15 protein-coding genes and 1 tRNA gene are annotated in these 20,154 nt (G+C 70.4%); 9 read left to right on the top strand and 7 right to left on the bottom strand.

The features are described from left to right. The first annotated feature begins 475 nt into the window (after positions 1 to 475). Complete coding sequence (locus M8I34_RS13720) at positions 476 to 1,000, top strand: ATP-binding protein (RefSeq protein WP_250049729.1); 525 nt, start codon at positions 476 to 478, stop codon at positions 998 to 1,000. Positions 1,001 to 1,599: 599 nt separating this feature from the next. On the opposite strand, the gene M8I34_RS13715 is transcribed toward M8I34_RS13720, so the two are convergent. Beyond that, entirely contained in the window at positions 1,600 to 2,994 is a 1,395-nt protein-coding gene (locus tag M8I34_RS13715; RefSeq protein WP_250049728.1) for a transcriptional regulator, read from the bottom strand. A 482-nt stretch (positions 2,995 to 3,476) separates the two neighbouring features. Here M8I34_RS13715 and M8I34_RS13710 point away from each other — a divergent pair, with 482 nt between their 5' ends. Beyond that, complete coding sequence (locus M8I34_RS13710; protein WP_250049727.1) at positions 3,477 to 4,082, top strand: hypothetical protein; 606 nt, start codon at positions 3,477 to 3,479, stop codon at positions 4,080 to 4,082. Positions 4,083 to 4,310: 228 nt separating this feature from the next. Here the strand turns inward: M8I34_RS13710 and M8I34_RS13705 are convergent, their stop codons facing one another. The 6 genes from M8I34_RS13705 to M8I34_RS13680 form a co-directional block, all read right to left on the bottom strand. After that, positions 4,311 to 4,859, bottom strand: coding sequence for a DUF5994 family protein (locus M8I34_RS13705; RefSeq protein WP_250049726.1), 549 nt, complete (start codon positions 4,857 to 4,859; stop codon positions 4,311 to 4,313). Positions 4,860 to 5,091: 232 nt separating this feature from the next. Continuing rightward, positions 5,092 to 5,514: a YjbQ family protein gene (locus M8I34_RS13700; RefSeq protein ID WP_250049725.1), complete on the bottom strand. Its 423-nt coding sequence runs from the start codon at positions 5,512 to 5,514 to the stop codon at positions 5,092 to 5,094. Between the two features lie 99 nt (positions 5,515 to 5,613). Beyond that, entirely contained in the window at positions 5,614 to 5,772 is a 159-nt protein-coding gene (locus tag M8I34_RS13695; protein ID WP_250049724.1) for a hypothetical protein, read from the bottom strand. Positions 5,773 to 6,344: 572 nt separating this feature from the next. After that, positions 6,345 to 7,016 (bottom strand): hypothetical protein, encoded by a 672-nt coding sequence (locus tag M8I34_RS13690; protein ID WP_250049723.1) that lies wholly within the window; start codon positions 7,014 to 7,016, stop codon positions 6,345 to 6,347. Continuing rightward, complete coding sequence (locus M8I34_RS13685) at positions 6,929 to 7,561, bottom strand: ice-binding family protein (RefSeq protein ID WP_250049722.1); 633 nt, start codon at positions 7,559 to 7,561, stop codon at positions 6,929 to 6,931. Before M8I34_RS13685 ends, M8I34_RS13690 begins: the two co-directional genes overlap by 88 nt. 1,299 nt (positions 7,562 to 8,860) lie before the next feature. Beyond that, positions 8,861 to 8,936: transfer RNA gene (locus M8I34_RS13680), tRNA-Arg, on the bottom strand. Positions 8,937 to 9,237: 301 nt separating this feature from the next. Between M8I34_RS13680 and M8I34_RS13675 the strand changes: the two genes are divergently transcribed. The 7 genes from M8I34_RS13675 to M8I34_RS13645 all read left to right on the top strand — a co-directional run bounded on the left by M8I34_RS13675 (position 9,238) and on the right by M8I34_RS13645 (position 20,023). Then, complete coding sequence (locus tag M8I34_RS13675; protein WP_250049721.1) at positions 9,238 to 11,388, top strand: GTPase domain-containing protein; 2,151 nt, start codon at positions 9,238 to 9,240, stop codon at positions 11,386 to 11,388. A 617-nt stretch (positions 11,389 to 12,005) separates the two neighbouring features. Further along, positions 12,006 to 14,012 (top strand): YfjP family GTPase, encoded by a 2,007-nt coding sequence (locus M8I34_RS13670; RefSeq protein WP_250049720.1) that lies wholly within the window; start codon positions 12,006 to 12,008, stop codon positions 14,010 to 14,012. 251 nt (positions 14,013 to 14,263) lie between these two features. Further along, complete coding sequence (locus M8I34_RS41610) at positions 14,264 to 15,004, top strand: single-stranded DNA-binding protein (protein WP_308372251.1); 741 nt, start codon at positions 14,264 to 14,266, stop codon at positions 15,002 to 15,004. Positions 15,005 to 15,230: 226 nt separating this feature from the next. Beyond that, a complete protein-coding gene (locus M8I34_RS13660; protein ID WP_250049719.1) occupies positions 15,231 to 16,640 on the top strand; it encodes a Cys-Gln thioester bond-forming surface protein in 1,410 nt (469 codons plus the stop codon). 559 nt (positions 16,641 to 17,199) lie between these two features. Next, positions 17,200 to 18,864 carry an energy-dependent translational throttle protein EttA gene (gene ettA / locus M8I34_RS13655; protein ID WP_250049718.1) on the top strand — a complete coding sequence of 555 codons (1,665 nt, stop codon included), beginning with the start codon at positions 17,200 to 17,202 and terminating at the stop codon, positions 18,862 to 18,864. A gap of 5 nt (positions 18,865 to 18,869) precedes the next feature. Beyond that, on the top strand, positions 18,870 to 19,304 hold the full coding sequence (locus M8I34_RS13650) for a thioesterase family protein (RefSeq protein WP_030082229.1): 435 nt from the start codon (positions 18,870 to 18,872) through the stop codon (positions 19,302 to 19,304). Continuing rightward, positions 19,301 to 20,023 carry a hypothetical protein gene (locus tag M8I34_RS13645; protein ID WP_250049717.1) on the top strand — a complete coding sequence of 241 codons (723 nt, stop codon included), beginning with the start codon at positions 19,301 to 19,303 and terminating at the stop codon, positions 20,021 to 20,023. Before M8I34_RS13650 ends, M8I34_RS13645 begins: the two co-directional genes overlap by 4 nt. The last annotated feature ends 131 nt before the right edge of the window (positions 20,024 to 20,154 follow it).

Here is a 20,154-nt window from a genome sequence, read left to right as displayed (position 1 = left end):
CCGCAAGAAAACCGCAGAAAACCCGCAAAAACGCATCGCTCGCCACCCCCACCCGCACCCTCCGCCTCTCCCTGCATAACATCCCGCTACCGCGACGCCACAGAAACGGATTCCGCAATTCCGAACCACTGCCTTTTCTGATAGATTCTTGCCGCGACGTCCTCTCCGGCGCTTCCTTGCGCATTACCGTCAATTGTCTCGACGGTAATGCGCAACCGTTTTTTTATGGTGATATTATTTCGCGCCGCGATATCCACCCGCCTGCTCCCGTCGCTGCACTGTGCGCCTTCCCGGGCGGACTCCCGGACTGGTTGAATGATGACGGGAAAGCGAGTCGGAAAGCGGCCCGGTACGCACCGGAGGCGCGGCGCACTGCGAAGGCCGCCGCCAGGACAGATCGAGCGATGGCGCTGGCCGTGCTTCATGAGGCAGAAGCGACATCGAAGTCCATGAGGCACGTACGAAAGGGGTAGTCATGTTACCCACCACAACGCATTCGGCCGAAGTCATGGTGACCGCCCGGCATATCGCGAGCTGGCCTCGGGAAAGAAATTCCTTGATTCCCGCCGACTGCTGGCGCTCCACACCCTGCGTGGTATTTCGTCTGCCGGCCCTGAAGCGGGCGGTGCCGGTCTGCCGGAACCTGGTCCGCGCCTGGCTCGACGGACAAGGCATTCATGACGACGACACCCGCTATCCGGTGCTGCTCGTCCTGTCGGAACTCTTCAGCAATGCCATCAAGTATTCCGCCGGCAGACATGTCACCTGCCGGATATGGAAGTCGGCGAGCCTGCTGCATATCGAGGTGCACGACCGCGGGGGGACCGCGTCGGTTCCTTTGAGGCGCCGGCCGACCCAGGCGCAGGAGCACGGCCGCGGACTGGAGTTGGTCGCCGAGTCCTCGTCACGATGGGGCCGCAGGATCGAGGCCGACGACAGCTGCACCGTATGGGCAGCCATACCGCTGACAGCCGGCGTGCCGACCAGCATGGCGCCGTAAACGCCTAGGGCGTGTCGTTCGGATCATGGTGGGCTCGCGGGGTCTGGTGCGCGCATCTGCGGCGTTGTCGTCACTCCCCGACGCTCCGCGTCGACTCCCTCCTCCGCCTTGCAGCTGCACGCACCAGACCCCGCTCCCTGATCCACCCTGATCCAAACGAAACGCCCTAGCTGGGGACCGGCCTCCGGCGGAGGGCGCGGGCCCTATGGGGGAACTGGCCGCCCGTCGGACGGTACGGGCCCCACGCGGGAACTGGCCGCCACCGGACGGCGGACAAGCGGCCGGACGGATCGCCACCGGCGACCGGTACACCTCCGCCGCTGCATCGCACCCCATCGGGGTGACTCCCTACCGCCGACGGTCGGACAGGCACCGGCCCCGCACCTCCCCGCGGGACGAAGCGAGCCGTCCGGCCGTCGGCACCCGTACGACAGGCATCCCGTCCACCCCGAGGCCCCACCCGACGATCCGTCCGAGGCTTCGCCCGACGCCCCGTCCGACGCCCCGTCCCACCGGACACGACACGTCACCGGGTACGGCACACGCCACCGGGGCAGCACACGCCACCGGGGCGGAAAACGCCACCGGAGCACCACACCTCACCGGGGCACCCGCACCCCGCTCTCCAGGATCAGAGCGTCGAATTCGCGCACCGGCTGCGCGTCACTGAAAGGCCGCAGCTCATCCCGGAAGTTCTGGAGGTACCGCTCGCCGAGCGCCGACTTCATCCGGCCGAGCAGCGCCACCGCCTGCACCGCCGCCCGGCATGCCTCCTCGACGTCACCGGCCTGCGCTAACACGGTGGCCAGCAGCAGCAGGTCGATGGCGCGGCGGCGCACCCGGGTCCGCGGGTGCCGGGCAAGTGCTTCCTCGGCCCGGCGGGCGGCCGGGCGCGGTTGCTTGAGATCCCGGAAACAGTGGGCCAACGCGTCGGCCAGATAGGCCCGGTCGAAATGTGCGATCCATTCGGGACTGTCCCCCGGAACAACATGCGCCATGGCGTCCATGGCCTTGTCCGCGAGTATTTTGCACATCCGCGCGTCCCCGAGCATGGCGTACCCGCGGGCCTCGCTCGCGTAGAACATGGCCTGAGCCGCCAGCGGGGCCCGCCCCCGGGTGCCTTCCTGGGCGGCCCGTGCGAGCTGCACCGCCTCCCTGGAGCAGCCGGCGCCGACGGCGAGATGACTCAGACCGGCCGCCAGTACGTAGCCGCCGTAACAACGGTCGTCCGCGGCCTGCGCGAGCCGCAGCGCCTGGATGTAGTACCGCTGCGCCAGGCCCGGCTGCCCGGTGTCCAGGGCCGTGTACCCGGCGAACTCCGTCAACCGGGCCGCGGCGGCGAACAGTTGCCGCCCCGTGGTCTCGCCGTAACTCCCGTCCATCAGCCCGGACAGCACACTGCTGAGGCACGAGACCACCACCGGCCGTACGTACCCGCTGCCGACCCGGTGGTCGAGTTCGGCCAGCGCCTGGGTGGTCGCCCGGACCAGCTCCACATCGGTCATCCCCACCCGCGGCCCCAGCCGCCAGCTACGCGCCACCTGCGGGTCGGGGGAGCTGATCAGCCAGTCCCTGCTGGGTTCGACCAACGCCGAGGCGGTCATGGCGGAACGGGACAAAAGCCCCCGGGACTCGGCGTCCATGTGCCATAGTTCCCGGACCTGCTCCAGCGCGTCCTCCACCGTTGCCGCGAAATGAAGCCCGACCCCGCAGGTCACGCTGTTGCCGTTGGCCATTCCGATCTCTTCGGTCGAGACCGTGCGGCCCAGCCTGCCGCTCAGCGCCTCGGCGATGATGGCGGGAACCCGGCCGCGAGGCCGCTGACCACTCAGCCACCGGCTCACGGACGTCTTGTCGTACCGCAGATCGAGGCCCTGCGCCTCCCCCAAGACGTTCACCTGGCGAGCCAGAGCGGAGTTGGACAGCGAGGCTTCCTGGATGAGGGACCGCAGTCGCTGGTTGGTCTGACGCGCGACGAGTGGTCGGGCGGCCATGGGTTCGCCTCCAAGCACATGCCGCCAACGATTCACGTTGGCATATCCAGAGAGAACGGGATGGAACAGTCAATACCCAACAAGCGGGACTGAATCGCGATGACCAAAGTCAAGTAGCCGCCTGGGCGTTGCGCGCAGTAGCGAAGGCGCACCAGGGGGCTCCAGCCGTCCCCCACTTGCGCCCGGCTGCCGACCGCGCCCCCGCCACCCTCTCCAGCGCCCACCACACCACACGGCGCACAACCACCCCGCCCGAGCGCCGGGCGCACGGCCCCACCCCACCCACGGCTACCTCCCCCAACCGCCAACCCACCACCGAACTGCCACGGCCCTCCGCCCTCCTCTGCCGGTCACGGAATCAGGGGCCGGAGCATGTGCGCGGTCTGTGCGCCCGTGCCCTCTTGTGCAACTCGTGCGATCGACGCACCGTTTGAGTGGATACTGCTCGGCGCTTCGGTGCCTCAAGGGGAGGGCGGTGCGGTGTGGGACCGGTAACTCCGTGGGCGCGTGAGACCTTCGGCGGTCTGGCGGGCCGGCTGGCCGAAGCCATTCCGGCCTGCCTGCTCCAGGCCCACGACAGAGCGCGCCACGGCCATGAAGGCGTCAACACCCAGACGCTGGAGGCCTACGGTCACGGGCTGCACGCGGTGCAGTACGAGGCGCTGGCGTCCGGCCTGGCCCCCTTCGAGGGCGCCAGGGCCATCCGGCTCCAGGGCCGCACGGTGATGGTCATCGACAACAAGGTCATCTACCCGATCCGGTACGCGAAGAAGGACCTCCCGGTGACCTCGGCACGCTTGCGCCGGGCGGTCGGCTTCCGCGCGGACCTGATCAGACGTCACGGCCCCGAACCCATGCAGCAGGCGTTCGACCTGGGCCTCGAAGAACTCGACGAACCGGAAGTGCACCCCGACCTCGCGCTCCTCCCGCCGGAGTTCCGGTTGATCACGGTCGCGTACGCCTGCTCCATGGAACGAGGCGTCATGCGCGTGGAATGGGGCGCCGCGGAACTACGCCGCGAGGACCGCTACCTCATCTGGCACCACCACGAACCCCTCCTCCCCCCTGCCGACCCGCGCGCCGCATAGCCCCGGCCAGGCAGCACCCGGACCAACTTCCGCGCCCGCACCCCGGCTCACACACCGATCCCGCACCGGCCCAGCTGTAAGGGAAACGGCTCCCCGACCCGCGCCCGGACTACACGCCATGCGGCACGCACACGGACCACACCGCAAGGCCCTGCCCGGTCGGCGATCCATCCGCGGTCTCGCCGTCCGAACACCTGCCCACCCATCCCGGAGGCTGGGCAACGATTGCTAGGCGGGCGAACGTGAGGTCGGCAGGCTTGCGGCATGGCCGCCTTCTGAGTCCCAGACCGAAACCAGGGACAGTTCCGTCTCCTCCGCGATCCGGCGTTGCTCCGCTTCGTCCATCAGGGCGCTCGCGCTGAGGGTGCCCAGCGGATCGGCGGCCTCGGCCATGAGCCGGGCGGCCGCGGCGGGGGTGGTCTCCGGAGGGATCACCAGCAGGTCCCAACGGCCGACGCCGTAGGAGAGCAGCAGCAGCTTGTGGGGGTCTTGCTCGGCGGTGAACCAGCCGACACCCACCACATGCCCGTTGACGTGCACCTTCCGTGGGATGACCGGCCAGAAGGTGGGGTTCACCGTGACGTGCGTGATCCGCCCCCACAGCGGGTCGAGGGCGGCCGTCAGTGCCGGAAGTTCCGCCGTGAGGTCACGGGAGCGGGGCCACCACGCACCGTCGAGCAGAGGCGGAGCGGTACCGGCCGGCGCCAGCATGAGTCGGAGGGGCAGCGAAGCGGTCCGGTCTTCGACCGCAGGCGGATACCGAATGGTCGTGGTCATGACGCGGACCCTGCCCCGGGCCGACCGCAACCGGCCCGGTGTCGTGAATCGCCGAAAACGACACGAGCATGGGAGCTGGTGTACGAATTGCCCTCGGTAGTCCCAGCTTACTCCCGTTAAGGCCCGTCGGACCGGTCCGGAGCGAGCGAGTGGAGGGCACAGGAGACCTTGGGGCGGCCCGTCTGAGAATGGCCTCGCCAGGGAGACGAAGACCAGGCGCAGGGCCGTGTGGTCAGCTGAGGAATGACAGCCGGACCTGGCGTTCCGGGTTGTCCCGGTCGGTGTTCACCAGCACGACGGCCTGCGAGGCCCCCAGCTCGAGCTCACCGTCGACCACGGGCAACGTGGCGTGTGGCGGAACCAGAGCCGGGAGCATGCGAGCGATGCTGTGACCAGGACTGCGGGGGCGGTCCTGCGAGCGGCCGTCCGTGGGAAGAACGTCGTGAAGGGCCGCCAACAGGTCATCGTCGCTGCCTGCGCCGGTCTCGATGATGGCCAGGCCGGACGTTGCGTGGCGGGTGAAGATGTTCAGCAGTCCGTTGTGCCCGTGAGCGGCCTCCCGGAGGAACGCGGAGCATGCGTTCGTGAGGTCGTGCAGCGTCTCGGTGGAGCTGGTGGTGATGGTGATCGTGCGGGTGGTGAAGGTTCCAGCCATGGTTCACCGGTACCCGTCGCACCGCCCGAGCACTGACGGCCGGATGGGTTGTTCCCCAGAACTCCGCCGCAAGGCCGAGGGCGGACCACCCGCCGGGCGTCACTGCATGACGATGGTGATCGATCCGGTGCCGCCTGCTCGTTGGTTCGCGGCCTCGGCTTCCCGGTAGGTGACGTACTGACGAATGGTGCCGTCGGGCAGGTTCAATCGGTAGCCGACGATGGTCTGAGGGGTTTCCCCGCCGCAATTGCATGGCATGGCTGCGGTCCTTTCACGTGGTGGTTCTTCAGCGCCGGATGGGGCCGGAGGTCCCCGGGCTCCGCGGCCCGCGTGCGTCTCCCCGGGAGGTACCGCGCCACGAACAGGCAGGGAGGCGCTGGTCGGTCCAGCCACCGTGAGGCGACTCCCGCCAGGGAATTACGTGTCAGGGCAGTCGCCGCAGTGGGGACCATGGAGGGCCCTGGCAGCCCCACGCGGGACCTTGGGGCTGTGAGAGCCGCACGGCTGTCCGGGGCCGATGCCGGAGGGAAACACCGGCCCCGGTTCTCACCTGTGAGCCGTCCACGCACCGCCGCCGGCGCCAGGGGCCGTTCCGCCCCCCGTCTCTGTCATGCCGACGGGCGTGGTGCCGAATGGCTCACCGGTACGTTTGAGTCGGGCTGTCCCCCATCCTTCCACGACGGGGGACAGCCCTTGAGGGTCAGCCCATGAGGGGCAGGCCGTTTACCGGAAGGCCCTCAGGTCAGGGGCGGCACCGCGTGGACCGGACCTGTGCGCGAGTACTGCCACAGGACCCGTCACGCCGCCCCGGTCGATCGGGCGCAGGCCGGTCACACCGGCGGGAAGCAGGGCCGCAGGGCGCCGGTGGCCTGGACCGGGACGCCGCCGACGGTGGCGGTCGCCGTGTAGCTGCTGGCGCTGATCTGCAGGATGGACAGGCCGGCGTTGAGGGTGGCGATGCCGTTGGCGTTGGTCACCGCCGTGCCCACCGGCAGGCCCGAGACGAAGAAGGTGACCGTGACTCCCGCTTGCGCCGGCGTGACGGTGGCCGTCAACGTCGCCACGAACAGGCTCGGAATCGGGATGGGCAGGTTGACCCGCCAGCAGGCGGGCGCCACGCTCAGCGGGCCCGACTGCGGAGTGACGGTGATGGTCAGGGGCGCGGACGCGACGCCGGTGCATGCACAGGCTGTGCCGGCGGCGGTGACGGTGGCAGTGATGACGGCGGGCCCGGCGCTGTTGAAGGTCAGCGTTCCGGTGGCGACACCCGCCAGGTTGGTGGTGACGGTCACCGGGACCGCACCACCGGTGAAGGTCACCGACCCACCCACGACCGGCAGACCGTTACAGGTCACCACAGCGGAGACGGAGGTCGGCTGCCCGGCCACCACCGGTCCGGCCACCGGCTGGACCACTACGGAGCAGGTGGACAGGGCCGGCACGGTGATCGTGTTCGTGTCCAGCGTGACGGCGGCACCGAGAGCCAGCAGTCGGCCGTCCACGATGGCCCCGTGGTGGCGGTGATCGAGGTGAAGGCCAGGGTGCTGCCCCTGATGGTGGAGCCGGCGCCGAGCGTCGCGGAGCTGCCGACCTGCCAGAAGACGTTGGCGGACTGCGCCTGGTTGATGAGGTTGACGTTGCCGGTGGCACCCGTGATGAGCGTGGTGGTCGCCTTGAAGATGAAGACGGCGTTGGGGTTGCCCTGCGCGTCCAGAGTCAGTGTCCCGTTGAGGCTGAACGTGCCGGAGAGGGCGTTGTACACGCCGGGGGTCAGGGTGGTCCCGCCGAGTTCCGTCGCGACAGTGGTGGTGACCGGCTGGAGCAGCGCGTTGAGGTACCCGGTCAGCAGGTCGGTCTGGGCCTGCGCCGCGACAGCGTCGTTCACGTGGATGGTTCCGGTGACCGTTCCGGGAGGGAACCCGGTCACCGCACCGGCGGGGCTCACTCCGAGGTCGCCGTTGACCACGGTGAGGCCGGTGTTGGTGACCGCCGTGTTGGCGAGCACCCCGTAGGAGGAGGCGGCGCCCAGAGGTACAAGTGTTGCCATCGTGGATTTCCTTTTCTGAGGCTTCCGGGGCAGCCCTGATGCCGCCCTGGAACGGTGGGAGACCGGCGCGCTTGCACCGCTTGCGACCGGCGCCTTGGGCACGGGGTGAGCTGTGCCATGTGCTGCGCGCCGGGAGGAACTTGAAGGCTTCGATCGAGCGTGGTGTGCGCACTCGCCACAGCTGCCTGAGCGCACTCAGCCGTCGGCGCTCGTACGGTGTGCTCCTGGTGACGCCGCACCGGAGGTCGCCTGATGTCGGATCGTCGCCTGTGCCGGCGCCGAGGGTGTCCGGCAGCCAGGACTGAGAGAGAACTGGGGGAGCCTGGAAACGGCGGAGTTGTCGCCCGAGTCGGTCACTTGGGCGTGCCGGCGGACGGTGGAGCCCAGTTGAAGAGGGGGTCCGCCAATTCCCGTGCGGTCGCATTCAGCGGAGTCGGCAGCGTGAGTTGATGTCCACTCACCACGACTTACGGCATTTGATGCCTTTTCGGCTGAAAACCCTTGCCCATGTCGAGCCCTCGCGATCTAGGTCTGTATGGATCTAGTTCGGGGCTCCTCAACAAGGACTGACTGGTAGTCAGCCAGCAGTTGGGAGGGGCAACTGACCAGCCGTCCAAGGAGCGCCCATCAGGAAATGCCGCTGACCGCTACCGGCCAACCGGCACACATGAGTCGTCGAGAGGGATGGGCGACCTTCGGACTCACTATTGCGATTTAAGGCATCACCGGCGGGCCCCGGACAGGGGGAGGACCCAGATGTCGCCCGAATGGCGCAACGCTTCCCGAGGGCCGCTGCTGCCACGGACCATGCGTGGGCATCACCCCTTGACGCCGGAGCAGACTCATGGCCGGCACAAACAAGCGGCCTGGCACCGTTCGTGCGGACGCCCCCTGGGGCCGTCAGTGGCCTTCCGGTCACCGGGTCGTTGCTCCGGCCGTGAGGGATGATCCATCCCGCCGGCCCAGGTCGCCGCCTGGGCGGGCAACAGCGTCCCCGTCCTCCTGGCCACCTACAGAAGCTGCATCACCGGACAGCTGACCGGACTCCAGGGGCGGATCGACGCTCCCTTCACAGCTGCCCGCCGTGCCCGCAGCCGTGAGGGGACCGTCGGAAAACTTCGGGAAATTCTCGGGAAAACCAGCCGCCGAGAGGCGATCAAAACCGGCGGCAGCCGGGCTGGCGCCTTCGCCGCCGGGAGTCGTTCCGGCCCTGCCGAAGCTGCCACGCCGCGTCCGTTAAACCGCCTCTGACCTGCAAAAAAGCCCTCCACGAGGGAGGGCTGGACACCGTACGGGCGGTGGCGCCCCCGGCAGGACTCGAACCTGCGGCCAAGTGCTTAGAAGGCACCTGCTCTATCCACTGAGCTACGGGGGCCGGTGTGGGCGTGGATCACGGACCGCGGACAAGGATAGAGGTCCGGGTGCCTCGTCCCGGTTGCTTCACCTCCGTGGCACGTTGTGGAGGTTCGGTGAAGCGGTCCCGATAATCGCAGGCAGGTACGAATCCTGCATCGCTTTTGGCGTCCCGTGCGGCGGGTGTTGTGCACTCGTTATGCCTGCGCCTCGCTTGTCGCGGACGTCTCATGCGTCACTCATCCCGTTCTGTGCGGGTTCTTGCGGCGCGCACAAGGGGTTATACGCTTCAAAAACCCAACGAAATTGGGCATTCTGCACATGTGGCGACCTTGGACGTACGACCCCGGCTGATCGACGCACTGTCCGTTCTGCGCGACCGCGTCGACGCCGCACGCTTTCCACTGCCACTCCGGGGCGCGGCCCGGGCCCGGCGCAACCGGGCCGAGCTGCTCGCCCAACTCGACGACTATGTGATTCCCCGCCTGCGCTCCCCTCAGGCCCCGCTGCTCGCGGTGATCGGCGGATCGACCGGAGCGGGCAAGTCCACCTTGGTGAATTCGCTGGTGGGGCGGCGGATCTCGGAGGCGGGGGTGTTGCGTCCGACGACGCGTACGCCGGTGCTCGTCTGCCATCCCGACGATCTCCATTGGTTCGCCGGACCGCGTGTCCTGCCGCAGCTCGCCCGGGTGTGGGTCCCTGAGCAGGACGACGGTGGGGAGAGCGAGTACGCGGCGGGTGACGGCCTGGGCCGGAGTGAGTACGGGGTGCATGGCGTGGGTGGGGTTGGCGGGATGGGTGGGGTGACGCCCGGCGGCGGGGGTGGAGCCGGTGGGCATGGCGTCCGGATGGGGCATGGGCCCCGTACGGCACATGGGTTCGATGGAGGGCATGGGCCGGGGCAGGAGGCGCGTGGGGGTGGGGAGCTGGGCGCCGCGTATGGCTACGGCTATGACCATGGCTATGAGGTCGGGGGGCGGGCTGGTGGTGGCGGTGCGGTCGGTGGGGGGTGTGGGGCTTATGGGGCGGGTGACGGTGAGGCGTATGACGGTGCGGGGGGTGGCGCCAGTGGCGTCGGCCTGAAGGGGCGCGCGGGCGTGGGTGCGGCGGGGGGCGGGGGCGATCCCGGGATGCTCACGGTGCGGATCGAGACGGACCGGGCGCTGCCCAGCGGGCTGGCGTTGCTGGACGCCCCGGACATCGATTCGCTGGTCGCCCGGAACCGGGAGCTGGCCGCGGAACTGATCTGCGCCGCGGATGTATGGGTGCTGGTCACGACGGCCGCCCGGTACGCGGATGCGGTGCCCTGGCATCTGCTGCGTACGGCCAAGGAGTACGACGTCACGCTGGTGACCGTGCTGGACCGGGTGCCGCATCAGATCGCCACGGACATCTCCGGGCGGTACGCGGAACTTCTCCAGCGGGCCGGCCTCGGCCACGTCCCGCGGTTCACCATTCCCGAGCTGCCCGAGTCGGCCGGTGGCGGGAGCGGTCTGCTGCCCGCCACGGCCGTGGCGGCGCTGCGGAACTGGCTGGAGCGGCACGCCCAGGACCCCGTCGCCCGCACCGCCGCAGCGGACCGTACGGCCGCCGGGGTGATCGCGTCGCTGCGCAGCCGGCTGCCCGCGCTGGCCGGGGCCGCCGCCGCCCAGCATGCCGCGGCGCTGCGACTGGCCGGTCGGGTGGAGGAGGCGTACGAGCGGGCCGCTGAGCGGGTACGGCAGGAGGTCGCGGCCGGGGAGGTGCTCTCCGGGGACGCCCGCGCCCACTGGCGTGACCATGGGCTCGACGGCCGGTCGGACGAGCTGCTCGACGCGCTGACCCATGGGCTCACCTCGCTGCTGACCTGCGCCGTGCAGGAGGCCGACGAGCGGGCCGCGGAGGCCTGGCGGCGCGATCCCGCGGCGGCCGAGGTCTCGTTGTCGGCCGCCGCGGGCGCCGCGGGTGCGGGCGGGCGGCTCGGAGTGATCGTCCGGCGCTGGCGGCGCTGTCTGGAGGAGCTGGCCGAGGAGGAGACCCGTGAGGCGCGTGCGGGGCAGGCCGGTGAACGGGTGGGGTCGGTGGAGCCGGAGGAGTCGGCGGCGCTGTTGGCCACGGCCCTGCTCGGCGGACGGCGCGCCCGTACGGCGGGTGAGAACCTCGCCGACCTCCTGGGGGCCCAGACCGCGCTGCGGCTCTGCGACCGGGGCGCCCGGCTGCTCGCCACGTACCTGGAGCGTGCCCTCCACGGTGAGCGCGAGCGGCGGCTGGCGCCCCTGGACCAGCTGACCGTGCCCCTGGACCAGCAGGCGGAGCTGATTGCCGCGCTGTCCGTATTGCAGAGGGAGAGGCAGACGGGGACGGGGACGGGGAAGCAGACGGGGGCGGAGAGGCAGGCCGGGACGGAGAGGGAGACGGGGACGGAGAAGCGGAAGCAGATGCGGAGCGACGAGGAGCGGGAGATGGCGATGGAGAAGGAGGAGGTGTCGGGGTGAGTGTTTCTGAGGCGGCGGCTGGTTCCGGAGAGAGCTTGGGGCAGGGGACGGGGGTTGGGGAGGGGGAGATCGGTGAGAGGCCGGTGGAGTGTGTGACCTCGGGGGAGTGTGCGGCGCCCGGGCAGGGCGTTGTGTTGGAGGAGTGTGCGGTGCCGGTGCCGGTGCCGGTGCCGGTGCAGGGTGTGGTGTCGGGTGAGTGTGCGGCGCCAGGGCAGGGTGTGGCGTCGGTGGGGTGTGAGGTGCCCGGGCAGGGCGTGGCACCGACGGGGTGTGAGGTGCCGGTGGGGTCCGTAGGGGCTGTGCGGGTCGAAGGGAGTGGCGAGCCCGTGGAGGGGCGGGAGACGGGCGCGGGGGCGGAGTCCGTTGGACGGGCGGCGGTGTCGGGTGGGGCGTGGGATGACGGGTTGATTGCGCGGCGGGCGCGGGATGCGGGCGTTCCCAGGCCGACGGTGCGGCAGGCGGGGAACGGGGAGCGGGTGGAGACGCCTGGTGGGGCTGGCGGGTCTGCCAGGCCTGGTGGGTCTGGTGGGGCTGGTGTGGTGTTGCGGGGTGGGGCCTACGCCGCGACAGGCATGCGGGCGTATGGCGCGGCACGTGCCGAGTCGCGTGGTGAGGGAATGGTTCAGCCGCGTTCGCCGGGTGTGGAGGACGGGAGCGGCGGCGGGTACCGCTGGGTCGCGGACGGGGGGCGGCGGGCCGCGACAGGTGGGCTGCGCGGGCGGCTGGATGCGTTGCGGGAGTTGATCGCGCTGTCCCGTACCCGGCTGGACGGGCGGACGCTGGAGGGGGCGGGGCGGGTACTGGAGACGGCGGACGAGCGTTACCGGCTGTCCGGTGAGCACACCGTCGTCGCCATTGCGGGGGCGACCGGCAGTGGTAAGTCGTCGCTGTTCAACGCGCTGGCCGGGGCGAATCGTTCGCAGGTCGGGCCGCGGCGGCCGACGACAGCGGAGCCGGTGGCCTGTGTCTGGCCGGGCAGCCGGCCGGGCGCGGAGGGGCTGCTGCACCGGCTGGGCGTGCCCGCGCACCGGCGGCACACTCCGGCGGACGGCAGCTCCGAGCTGCACGGACTCATCCTGATCGACCTGCCCGACCACGACTCCTCGGCCACCGAGCACCGCGCTCAGGTGGACCGGATGCTGGAGCTGGTGGACGCGGTGATCTGGGTGGTGGATCCGGAGAAGTACGCGGACGCGGTGCTGCACGAGCGGTATCTGCGGCCGCTGGCGGGCTACGCCGAGGTCATGTTCGTCGTCCTCAACCAGGTGGACCGGCTGCCCGGGGACGCCGCCGACCAGGTGGTGGACGATCTGCGTCGGCTGCTGGACGAGGACGGGCTCGCGCTCGGCGAGCACGGGGAGCCCGGGGCGGCGGTGCTCGCGCTGTCCGCCGCGACCGGCCGGGGCGTGGGGGAACTGCGGGAGGCGCTCGGCCAGTTCGTCGCGGAGCGGGGTGCCGCGGACCGGCGGCTGGCGGCGGATGTGGATGCGGCGGCCGAGCGGTTGCGGTCCGTGTATGTGGCACAGAGCCAGGTGGGGCTGACCGAACGGGCCCGGGCGGAGTTCGACGACCGGCTGGCGGAGGCGGTCGGGGCGGTGGCCACCGGGCGCGCGGCGGAACGGGATTGGCTGCGGTATGCCGAGCGTGCGTGCGGGTCACCGTGGGCGCGGATGCGGGGAAGGCGGGGGAACCGGTGGGGGACCGGCGGCTCCGGGGCGGGGGCGACGGGCGTGGGTGCTTTCACCGGTGCCGGTGGGCCGACGGGCACAGGGCGGACCGATGAGGGGCGAGCCGGTGGGCCGCGGGCCCGTATGGGGCGGATGGGGGCGGGGCGGGGCGACAGACGGGCGGCGGCCGTGGGCCAGACCTGCGGGGGGCGCAACGAAGCGACGCGCGACGAAGTGGGGAGGACGGGCGCCGGGATGACCGGGGCCGGGCGGGCCGGTCCAGGGCGGAGCGGTGGCGGTCGGATCGCCCCTTGGCGGAACGGGATGCGGCGGAGTGTGGTGGGGCGTCAGGGGCTGCCCGGGCATCTGCCGTCGGCCGGGGCGGTGGCCGGTGGTGGGGGCGAGCCGACGGTGGACGGGCGGGCCGCGGCGCGGCCGGTGGTGGAGCAGGCCGTACGCACGGTGGCCGGTGAGGCGTCGCATGGCCTGCCGGCGCCGTGGGCCCAGGCGGTGCGGGAGGCGGCGGACCGGGGTGCCTACGGGCTGCCGGAGGCGTTGGACAGGGTGGCCGCGGATGCGGAGGAGTCGCTGCGCGGTGGGCCGGCCGTGAAACCGCGGTGGTGGACGGTCGCCGCCTCGCTTCAGGGGCTGCTGTCCGTACTCCAAGTCGTCGGCCTGCTGTGGCTGCTGGGGGCGGTCACGGGTGTGGGCGAGGGGACGGCCTGGGTCTCCGGGCTGCTGCCCGCGCTCGTCGGATCGGTGGGCGGGCCGACGCTGGCGTGGCTGTGCCGGGTGGTGGCACGCGGTCCCGCCAGGCGATACGGGCAGGACGCCGAACGACGGCTGCGGAGTGCGGCGGCCGGGTGCGGGCGGGCACGGGTGCTGGAGCCGGTCGCCGCCGAGCTGTTGCGCTATCGCGAGGTACGGGAGCAGTACGCGGTGGCGTCAGGGGCCTGACGGCGGGTGCCTGGCCTCGGTGCCTGGCGTCGGGTGCTTGACGGTGGGTGCCCGGTGGCGGGTGCCCGGCGGTGGCGTGAGCCGGCGGGCGTGTGAGGGCGGATTCCCTCTCCCGGGTGGCCGAGTTGTCCACAGCCGGTCACCCGTCCACAGGCCGCCGCGGCGCCCGCCGGATCCGTGCAGCATGAGATCCACGCAGCGCGAGCGGCAGATGACGAGAGCGAGCGCATGACGCGGGGGAGGCGTGTTCCGTGAACGACACGATGGTGACGCTGGTGGGCAATGCCGCGACAGCGGTGGAGCACCGGCAGACGACGGCGGGCGTGACGGTGGCGAGGTTCCGGCTGGCGGCGACGTCCCGTCGGTGGGACAAGGCACAGGAACGCTGGACCGACGGGGGGACGAGTTTCTATACGGTCCGGTCGTGGCGCGCGCTCGCCGACAATGTCGCGGCGTCGGTGGCGGTGGGTGAACCACTCGTCGTCCAGGGGCGCTTGCGGTTACGGGAAGGGGAGCAGCCTCCCGAGCGGGGCGGGCAGCGCTGGTTCTCGGCGGAGGTCGACGCCGTGGCGATCGGTCACGATCTCGCGCGCGGCACCTCCGCGTTCCGGAGAGCCACCCGGGCGCCGCGTACGGAGGCGGACCCCGCGCCGTCGCCGTCACCGCAGCCCTCACCACGAACGCCACACGAGACCTTGGAGCAACAGACCTCGGAACAACACGAGACCTCGCCACGACGCGAGACCTCGGAACAACACGCGACCTCGCCACGACATGAGACCTCGCAGCAACAGGAGGGCTCGGGACAACACGAGGCCGGGGAAGAGATGTTGCTGGTCGACGCGGCGCCGGCCGTCGGTGTGGCCGTTGGCAAAGCGCCGGCCAAAAGACACGCCCGCGCCAGGACTTCGACGCCCCGGGAGCGTCGGGAAGGGTCCGTCACAGCAGCCTCATCCGCAGCCCATTCGTCCCAGAAGGCCGTAGTGCCCTGAATAGTCCTGGGGATTTGTCGATAATGGCAGGTCAGGGTGCCCGTTGTCGGTAACGATTGCGATTCGGATCGCTTATGGGATGCCATTACTGGGGACCCTGATGCACCTGCTCCATAAGATCCGACAAGTACTCACGGGGGCTGACGTGTTCGGCTGTTGAGTTCTTTGGGATCTTTCCGGCGAGGCATCCTCTCCCACTCGACCGCCTCGCCCAGAGGGGAAATTCATGCTTTCGATGAAGAGGCGGGGCGCAGCCCGCCTTGCCGCCGCGGTCGTGGCCTCGGGCCTCGTCGCGGCGGGTGCGATAGCCACCGCGGGTACTGCCGCGGCGGACGAGACGACCCCCACCCACGGGGGTGCCACCGCCACGCTCGGCGGTCTGAAGACGTTCGACCAGGCGGTCGTGCACAACGGCGGAGGGGACCAGCGCGTAGGCGCCGGCCTCTTCGAGATGGCGGTCGACAACGGCGGCACGCTCCAGACGTACTGCATCGACATCCACAACCCGACGCAGCAGCAGGCGAAGTACCAGGAAGTGCCCTGGAGCGCCTCGTCGCTGCACAACAACGGGGACGCGGGCAAGATCCGCTGGATTTTGCAGAACTCGTACCCGCAGGTGAACGACCTGGCCGCGCTCGCCTCCAAGGCCGGTGCCGGGAACCTCACCGAGAAGACCGCCGCGGCCGGCACCCAGGTCGCGATCTGGCGCTTCTCCGACCACGCCAAGGTGGACGCGGTCGACCCGGCGGCCGAGAAGCTCGCCGACTACCTCGAGAAGAGCGCGCAGAACGTCGGCGAGCCCACGGCGTCCCTGACGCTGGACCCGCCGGCCGTCTCCGGCAAGTCCGGCGGCAAGCTCGGCCCGGTCACCGTGCACACCAACGCCGACAGCGTGACGATCTCCCCCGGCGCCGGTGCGGCGGCCGGTGTGAAGGTCGTCGGCAAGGACGGCAAGGCGGTCACCAGCGCCGCCGACGGCACCCAGCTGTTCTTCGACGTGCCGAAGGGCGCCGCCGACGGCAGCACCTCGCTGACCGCGCAGGCCGCCACCAAGGTCCCGGTCGGCCGTGCCTTCACCGGCATTGGCGTGCACGCCAAGAGCCAGACCCAGATCCTGGCCGGCTCCAGCGAGTCCACGGTCTCCGCGGCTGCCACGGCCTCCTGGAAGAAGCAGGGCGCGATTCCGGCGATCACCGCCGAGAAGAACTGCGCCAAGGGCGGCGTGGATGTCACGGCGACCAACAAGGGCGATGAGCCCTTCCGCTTCCAGCTCTCCGGCAAGAACATCGAGATCGCGCCGGGCAAGTCGCAGACCGTGACCGTCCCGGTGGCCGAGGACCAGCCGTACAACATCACCATCAAGGGTGAGGGCGGCTTCAAGAAGTCCTTCTCCGGTGTCCTGGACTGCAAGACCGCCGGCAGCGGCGGCGGCAAGCCCTCCACCCAGCCCAGCCCGGCCTCGGTCGGTGGCAGCACGGGCGGCAGTGCGGGCGGCGACAAGGGCGGCGACCTGGCCGAGACCGGTTCCAGCAACGCCACCCCGATGATCGCGGGCATCGCGGTCGTCCTCGTCGTGGTCGGCGGCGCCTCGGTGTTCTTCCTCCGTAAGAAGAAGACCGGCACCCCCGCCCAGTGACACGCGGCGACCGGTGACACTCGGCGCCCGGTGAGACCCGGCGCCCGGTGACACGGCCGGTGCCGGTGAGACTCGGCGCGCAGTGACAATCGGCGGCCGCCCGGTGACCTCACGGTGACCGGGCGGCAGCCGATCGAACAACCCAAGGCCCCGGAGCGCAGTGGCGCTCCGGGGCCGCTGGCGTCCGCCGTCCCGGTGCCTGTTCCGTCCCGCGGGGAAGTACGGCCCCCTCGTTTTTTGCCGTGGGGAAGCGCGGCCCCCCGTTCCTTCCCGCGGGGAAGTGCGGCCAACGGGCGGACGTGCGGGAAAGAGAGAGCAAGAAAAGAACAAGAAGAGAAAGGCCCGCTGGACAGCGACCAACGCTGACAGAGGGCAACCAAGCGGACACCGCGTCATGCCAGGTCGCGCTGAGCAGGGGCGCTCTGACCTACTCGTTTCCGCCAGAGCGCAGGCGTACGGCAAGATGGGGTGTATCTGCCCTCCCTCGGACACGTCGCACGATGGCCCTGGGGCGGTGCCGCACAGACCCTGATCGATCCAATCTGCCGGACGGTTTCTCTTGGCTGAGTACATCTACACGATGCGCAAGGCGCGCAAGGCGCACGGCGACAAGGTCATCCTCGATGACGTGACGCTGAGCTTCCTGCCCGGCGCAAAGATCGGTGTCGTGGGTCCCAACGGCGCCGGTAAGTCCACGGTGCTGAAGATCATGGCTGGTCTCGAGCACCCGTCGAACGGTGACGCGTTCCTCTCCCCGGGCTACACCGTCGGCATGCTCCTCCAGGAGCCGCCGCTGGACGAGTCCAAGACCGTGCTGCAGAACGTGCAGGACGGCGCCGCCGAGATCATGGGCAAGCTCCACCGCTTCAACGAGGTCGCCGAGCTCATGGCGACCGACTACTCCGACGCGCTGATGGAGGAGATGGGCAAGCTCCAGGAGGACCTCGACCACGCCAACGCGTGGGACCTGGACACCCAGCTGGAGCAGGCCATGGACGCGCTGGGCTGCCCGCCCGGCGACTGGCCGGTCAACAACCTCTCCGGTGGTGAGCGCCGCCGCGTCGCGCTGTGCAAGCTGCTGCTGGAGGCCCCCGACCTGCTGCTCCTCGACGAGCCCACCAACCACCTGGACGCCGAGTCCGTGCAGTGGCTGGAGCAGCACCTCGCGAAGTACCCCGGCACCGTCGTCGCCGTCACCCACGACCGGTACTTCCTCGACCACGTCGCCCAGTGGATCTGCGAGGTCGACCGCGGCCGTCTGCACGGCTACGAGGGCAACTACTCCAAGTACCTGGAGACCAAGGAGACCCGTCTCAAGGTCGAGGGCCAGAAGGACGCCAAGCGCGCCAAGCGCCTCAAGGAAGAACTGGAGTGGGTCCGCTCCAACGCCAAGGGGCGGCAGGCCAAGTCCAAGTCGCGACTGGCCCGTTACGAGGAAATGGCCGCCGAGGCCGACAAGATGCGGAAGCTGGACTTCGAGGAGATCCAGATCCCGCCGGGCCCGCGTCTGGGCAGTGTCGTCGTCGAGGTCGACAAGCTCAACAAGGCCTTCGGCGAGAAGGTCCTGATCGAGGACCTGAGCTTCACGCTGCCGCGTAACGGCATCGTCGGCATCATCGGCCCGAACGGCGCCGGCAAGACCACGCTGTTCAAGATGCTCCAGGGTCTGGAGACCCCGGACTCCGGCGACATCAAGGTCGGCGAGACCGTCAAGATCTCCTACGTCGACCAGAGCCGCGAGAACATCGATCCCAAGAAGACCCTGTGGGCCGTGGTCTCCGACGAGCTGGACTACATCAACGTCGGCCAGGTCGAGATGCCCTCGCGCGCCTACGTCTCCGCGTTCGGCTTCAAGGGCCCGGACCAGCAGAAGCCGGCCGGTGTGCTCTCCGGTGGTGAGCGCAACCGCCTCAACCTGGCGCTCACCCTCAAGCAGGGCGGCAACCTGCTGCTCCTCGACGAGCCGACCAACGACCTCGACGTCGAGACCCTGTCGTCGCTGGAGAACGCGCTCCTGGAGTTCCCGGGCTGCGCCGTGGTCGTCTCCCACGACCGCTGGTTCCTCGACCGCGTCGCCACGCACATCCTGGCGTACGAGGGCGAATCCCGGTGGTTCTGGTTCGAGGGCAACTTCGAGTCGTACGAGAAGAACAAGATCGAGCGCCTCGGTGCGGACGCGGCCCGCCCGCACCGCGCCACGTACAAGAAGCTGACCCGGGGCTGACCGGCGTGCGTCACCTCTACTCCTGCCCCCTGCGCTGGTCGGACATGGACGCGTTCGGCCATGTCAACAACGCGGTGTTCGTCCGCTACCTCGAAGAGGCGCGGATCGACTTCATGCGCCGGCTGGCGCCGGGGGACGGCAGCCCGTCGTTCACGGGCGGCTCGGTCGTCGCCCGGCACGAGATCGACTATGTGCGGCCGCTGGTGCACCGGCCCGAACCGGTGACCGTCGAGTTGTGGGTGACGAAGATCAGCGCGGCGTCGATGACGGTCGGCTACGAGGTCAAGGACGAGGACACCCTCTACCTGCGGGCCTCGACCGTCGTCGTCCCGTTCAACTTCGCCGAGGAGCGCCCCCGCCGCATCACCGCGGAGGAGAAGGCGATCCTCAAGGAGTATCTGGACGACGCGTCGCACCAGGAGGGGGCCGTCGCGGTATGACGGCGCTGCACCTGGCCGACGCGGGGGAGGCGGCGGATCTCGCCGCCTTCCTCGCCCGGCTGATCCACTACGACAAGGCGGCCGCGGTACGCCTCCAGGCCGGTGGCGGGGTGCTTGCCGTCTTCGGCCGCCCGCCGTCCTTCGAGGTGCTGGCGATCCGTACCGCCCGGCTCGCCGATGACACCACCCTGGACCAGACGGTCTCCGCCGGTGAACTCCTGGAGGGCGTGGGGGAGTCGGCGGATGTGCTGACCGTGCCCGACGCGGTCACCGGCCCGCCGTGGACCGGGCTGCTGCCGCCGCGCGGCGGCTGGCAGCGGGTGCCGGGACTGCCCGCGCCCGAGGCGCTGGTGCGTGCGGTGGCCGCCGCGGTCGCCGAATTCCGGGCCCGCGACGAGGAGTTGCCGCCGCAGCACCGCACCCGCAGCGAACGGGACCGTATCGGCCGGGAGATCTGGTCGCGCACCCTCGGCGACACCCACCTTCCGCTGCGCGCCGCCCATGCCGCGCAGTCGCTGGGCTTTCTGCGGCCGGCGCGGGCCGGTGCGCTCGTGGGGGGCGTCGCCTCGTCCGGAGCCGCTGCCGCTGCGCCGCGGTCCCAGCCGCTGAGTCTGCTGTCCGCGGGCGGCTGGCTGCGGCTGAGCACCCCGTACGGGTCGATCGCCGTACGGACCGGTGGCCCGGCCGGGCTGTCGGGGCTCACGGTGACACCTGCCTGACGAGTCGGGTGCCGTAGGGCGGAGCGGGCCGGATCGGACCGGGCCGGACCGGTCCCTTACGGAGGCCGGTCCGGTGTGAGGTATTCCTCTGTGCGGCGGTGACGCGTTCCTTGCGGCCGCGACGCTCTCAG

Source organism: Streptomyces sp. MCA2 (assembly GCF_023544705.1).
GTDB classification, from domain to species: domain Bacteria; phylum Actinomycetota; class Actinomycetes; order Streptomycetales; family Streptomycetaceae; genus Streptomyces; species Streptomyces decoyicus.
Note: the sequence above shows the minus strand (reverse complement) of the source record. Positions and strands in the feature narration are given on the sequence as shown.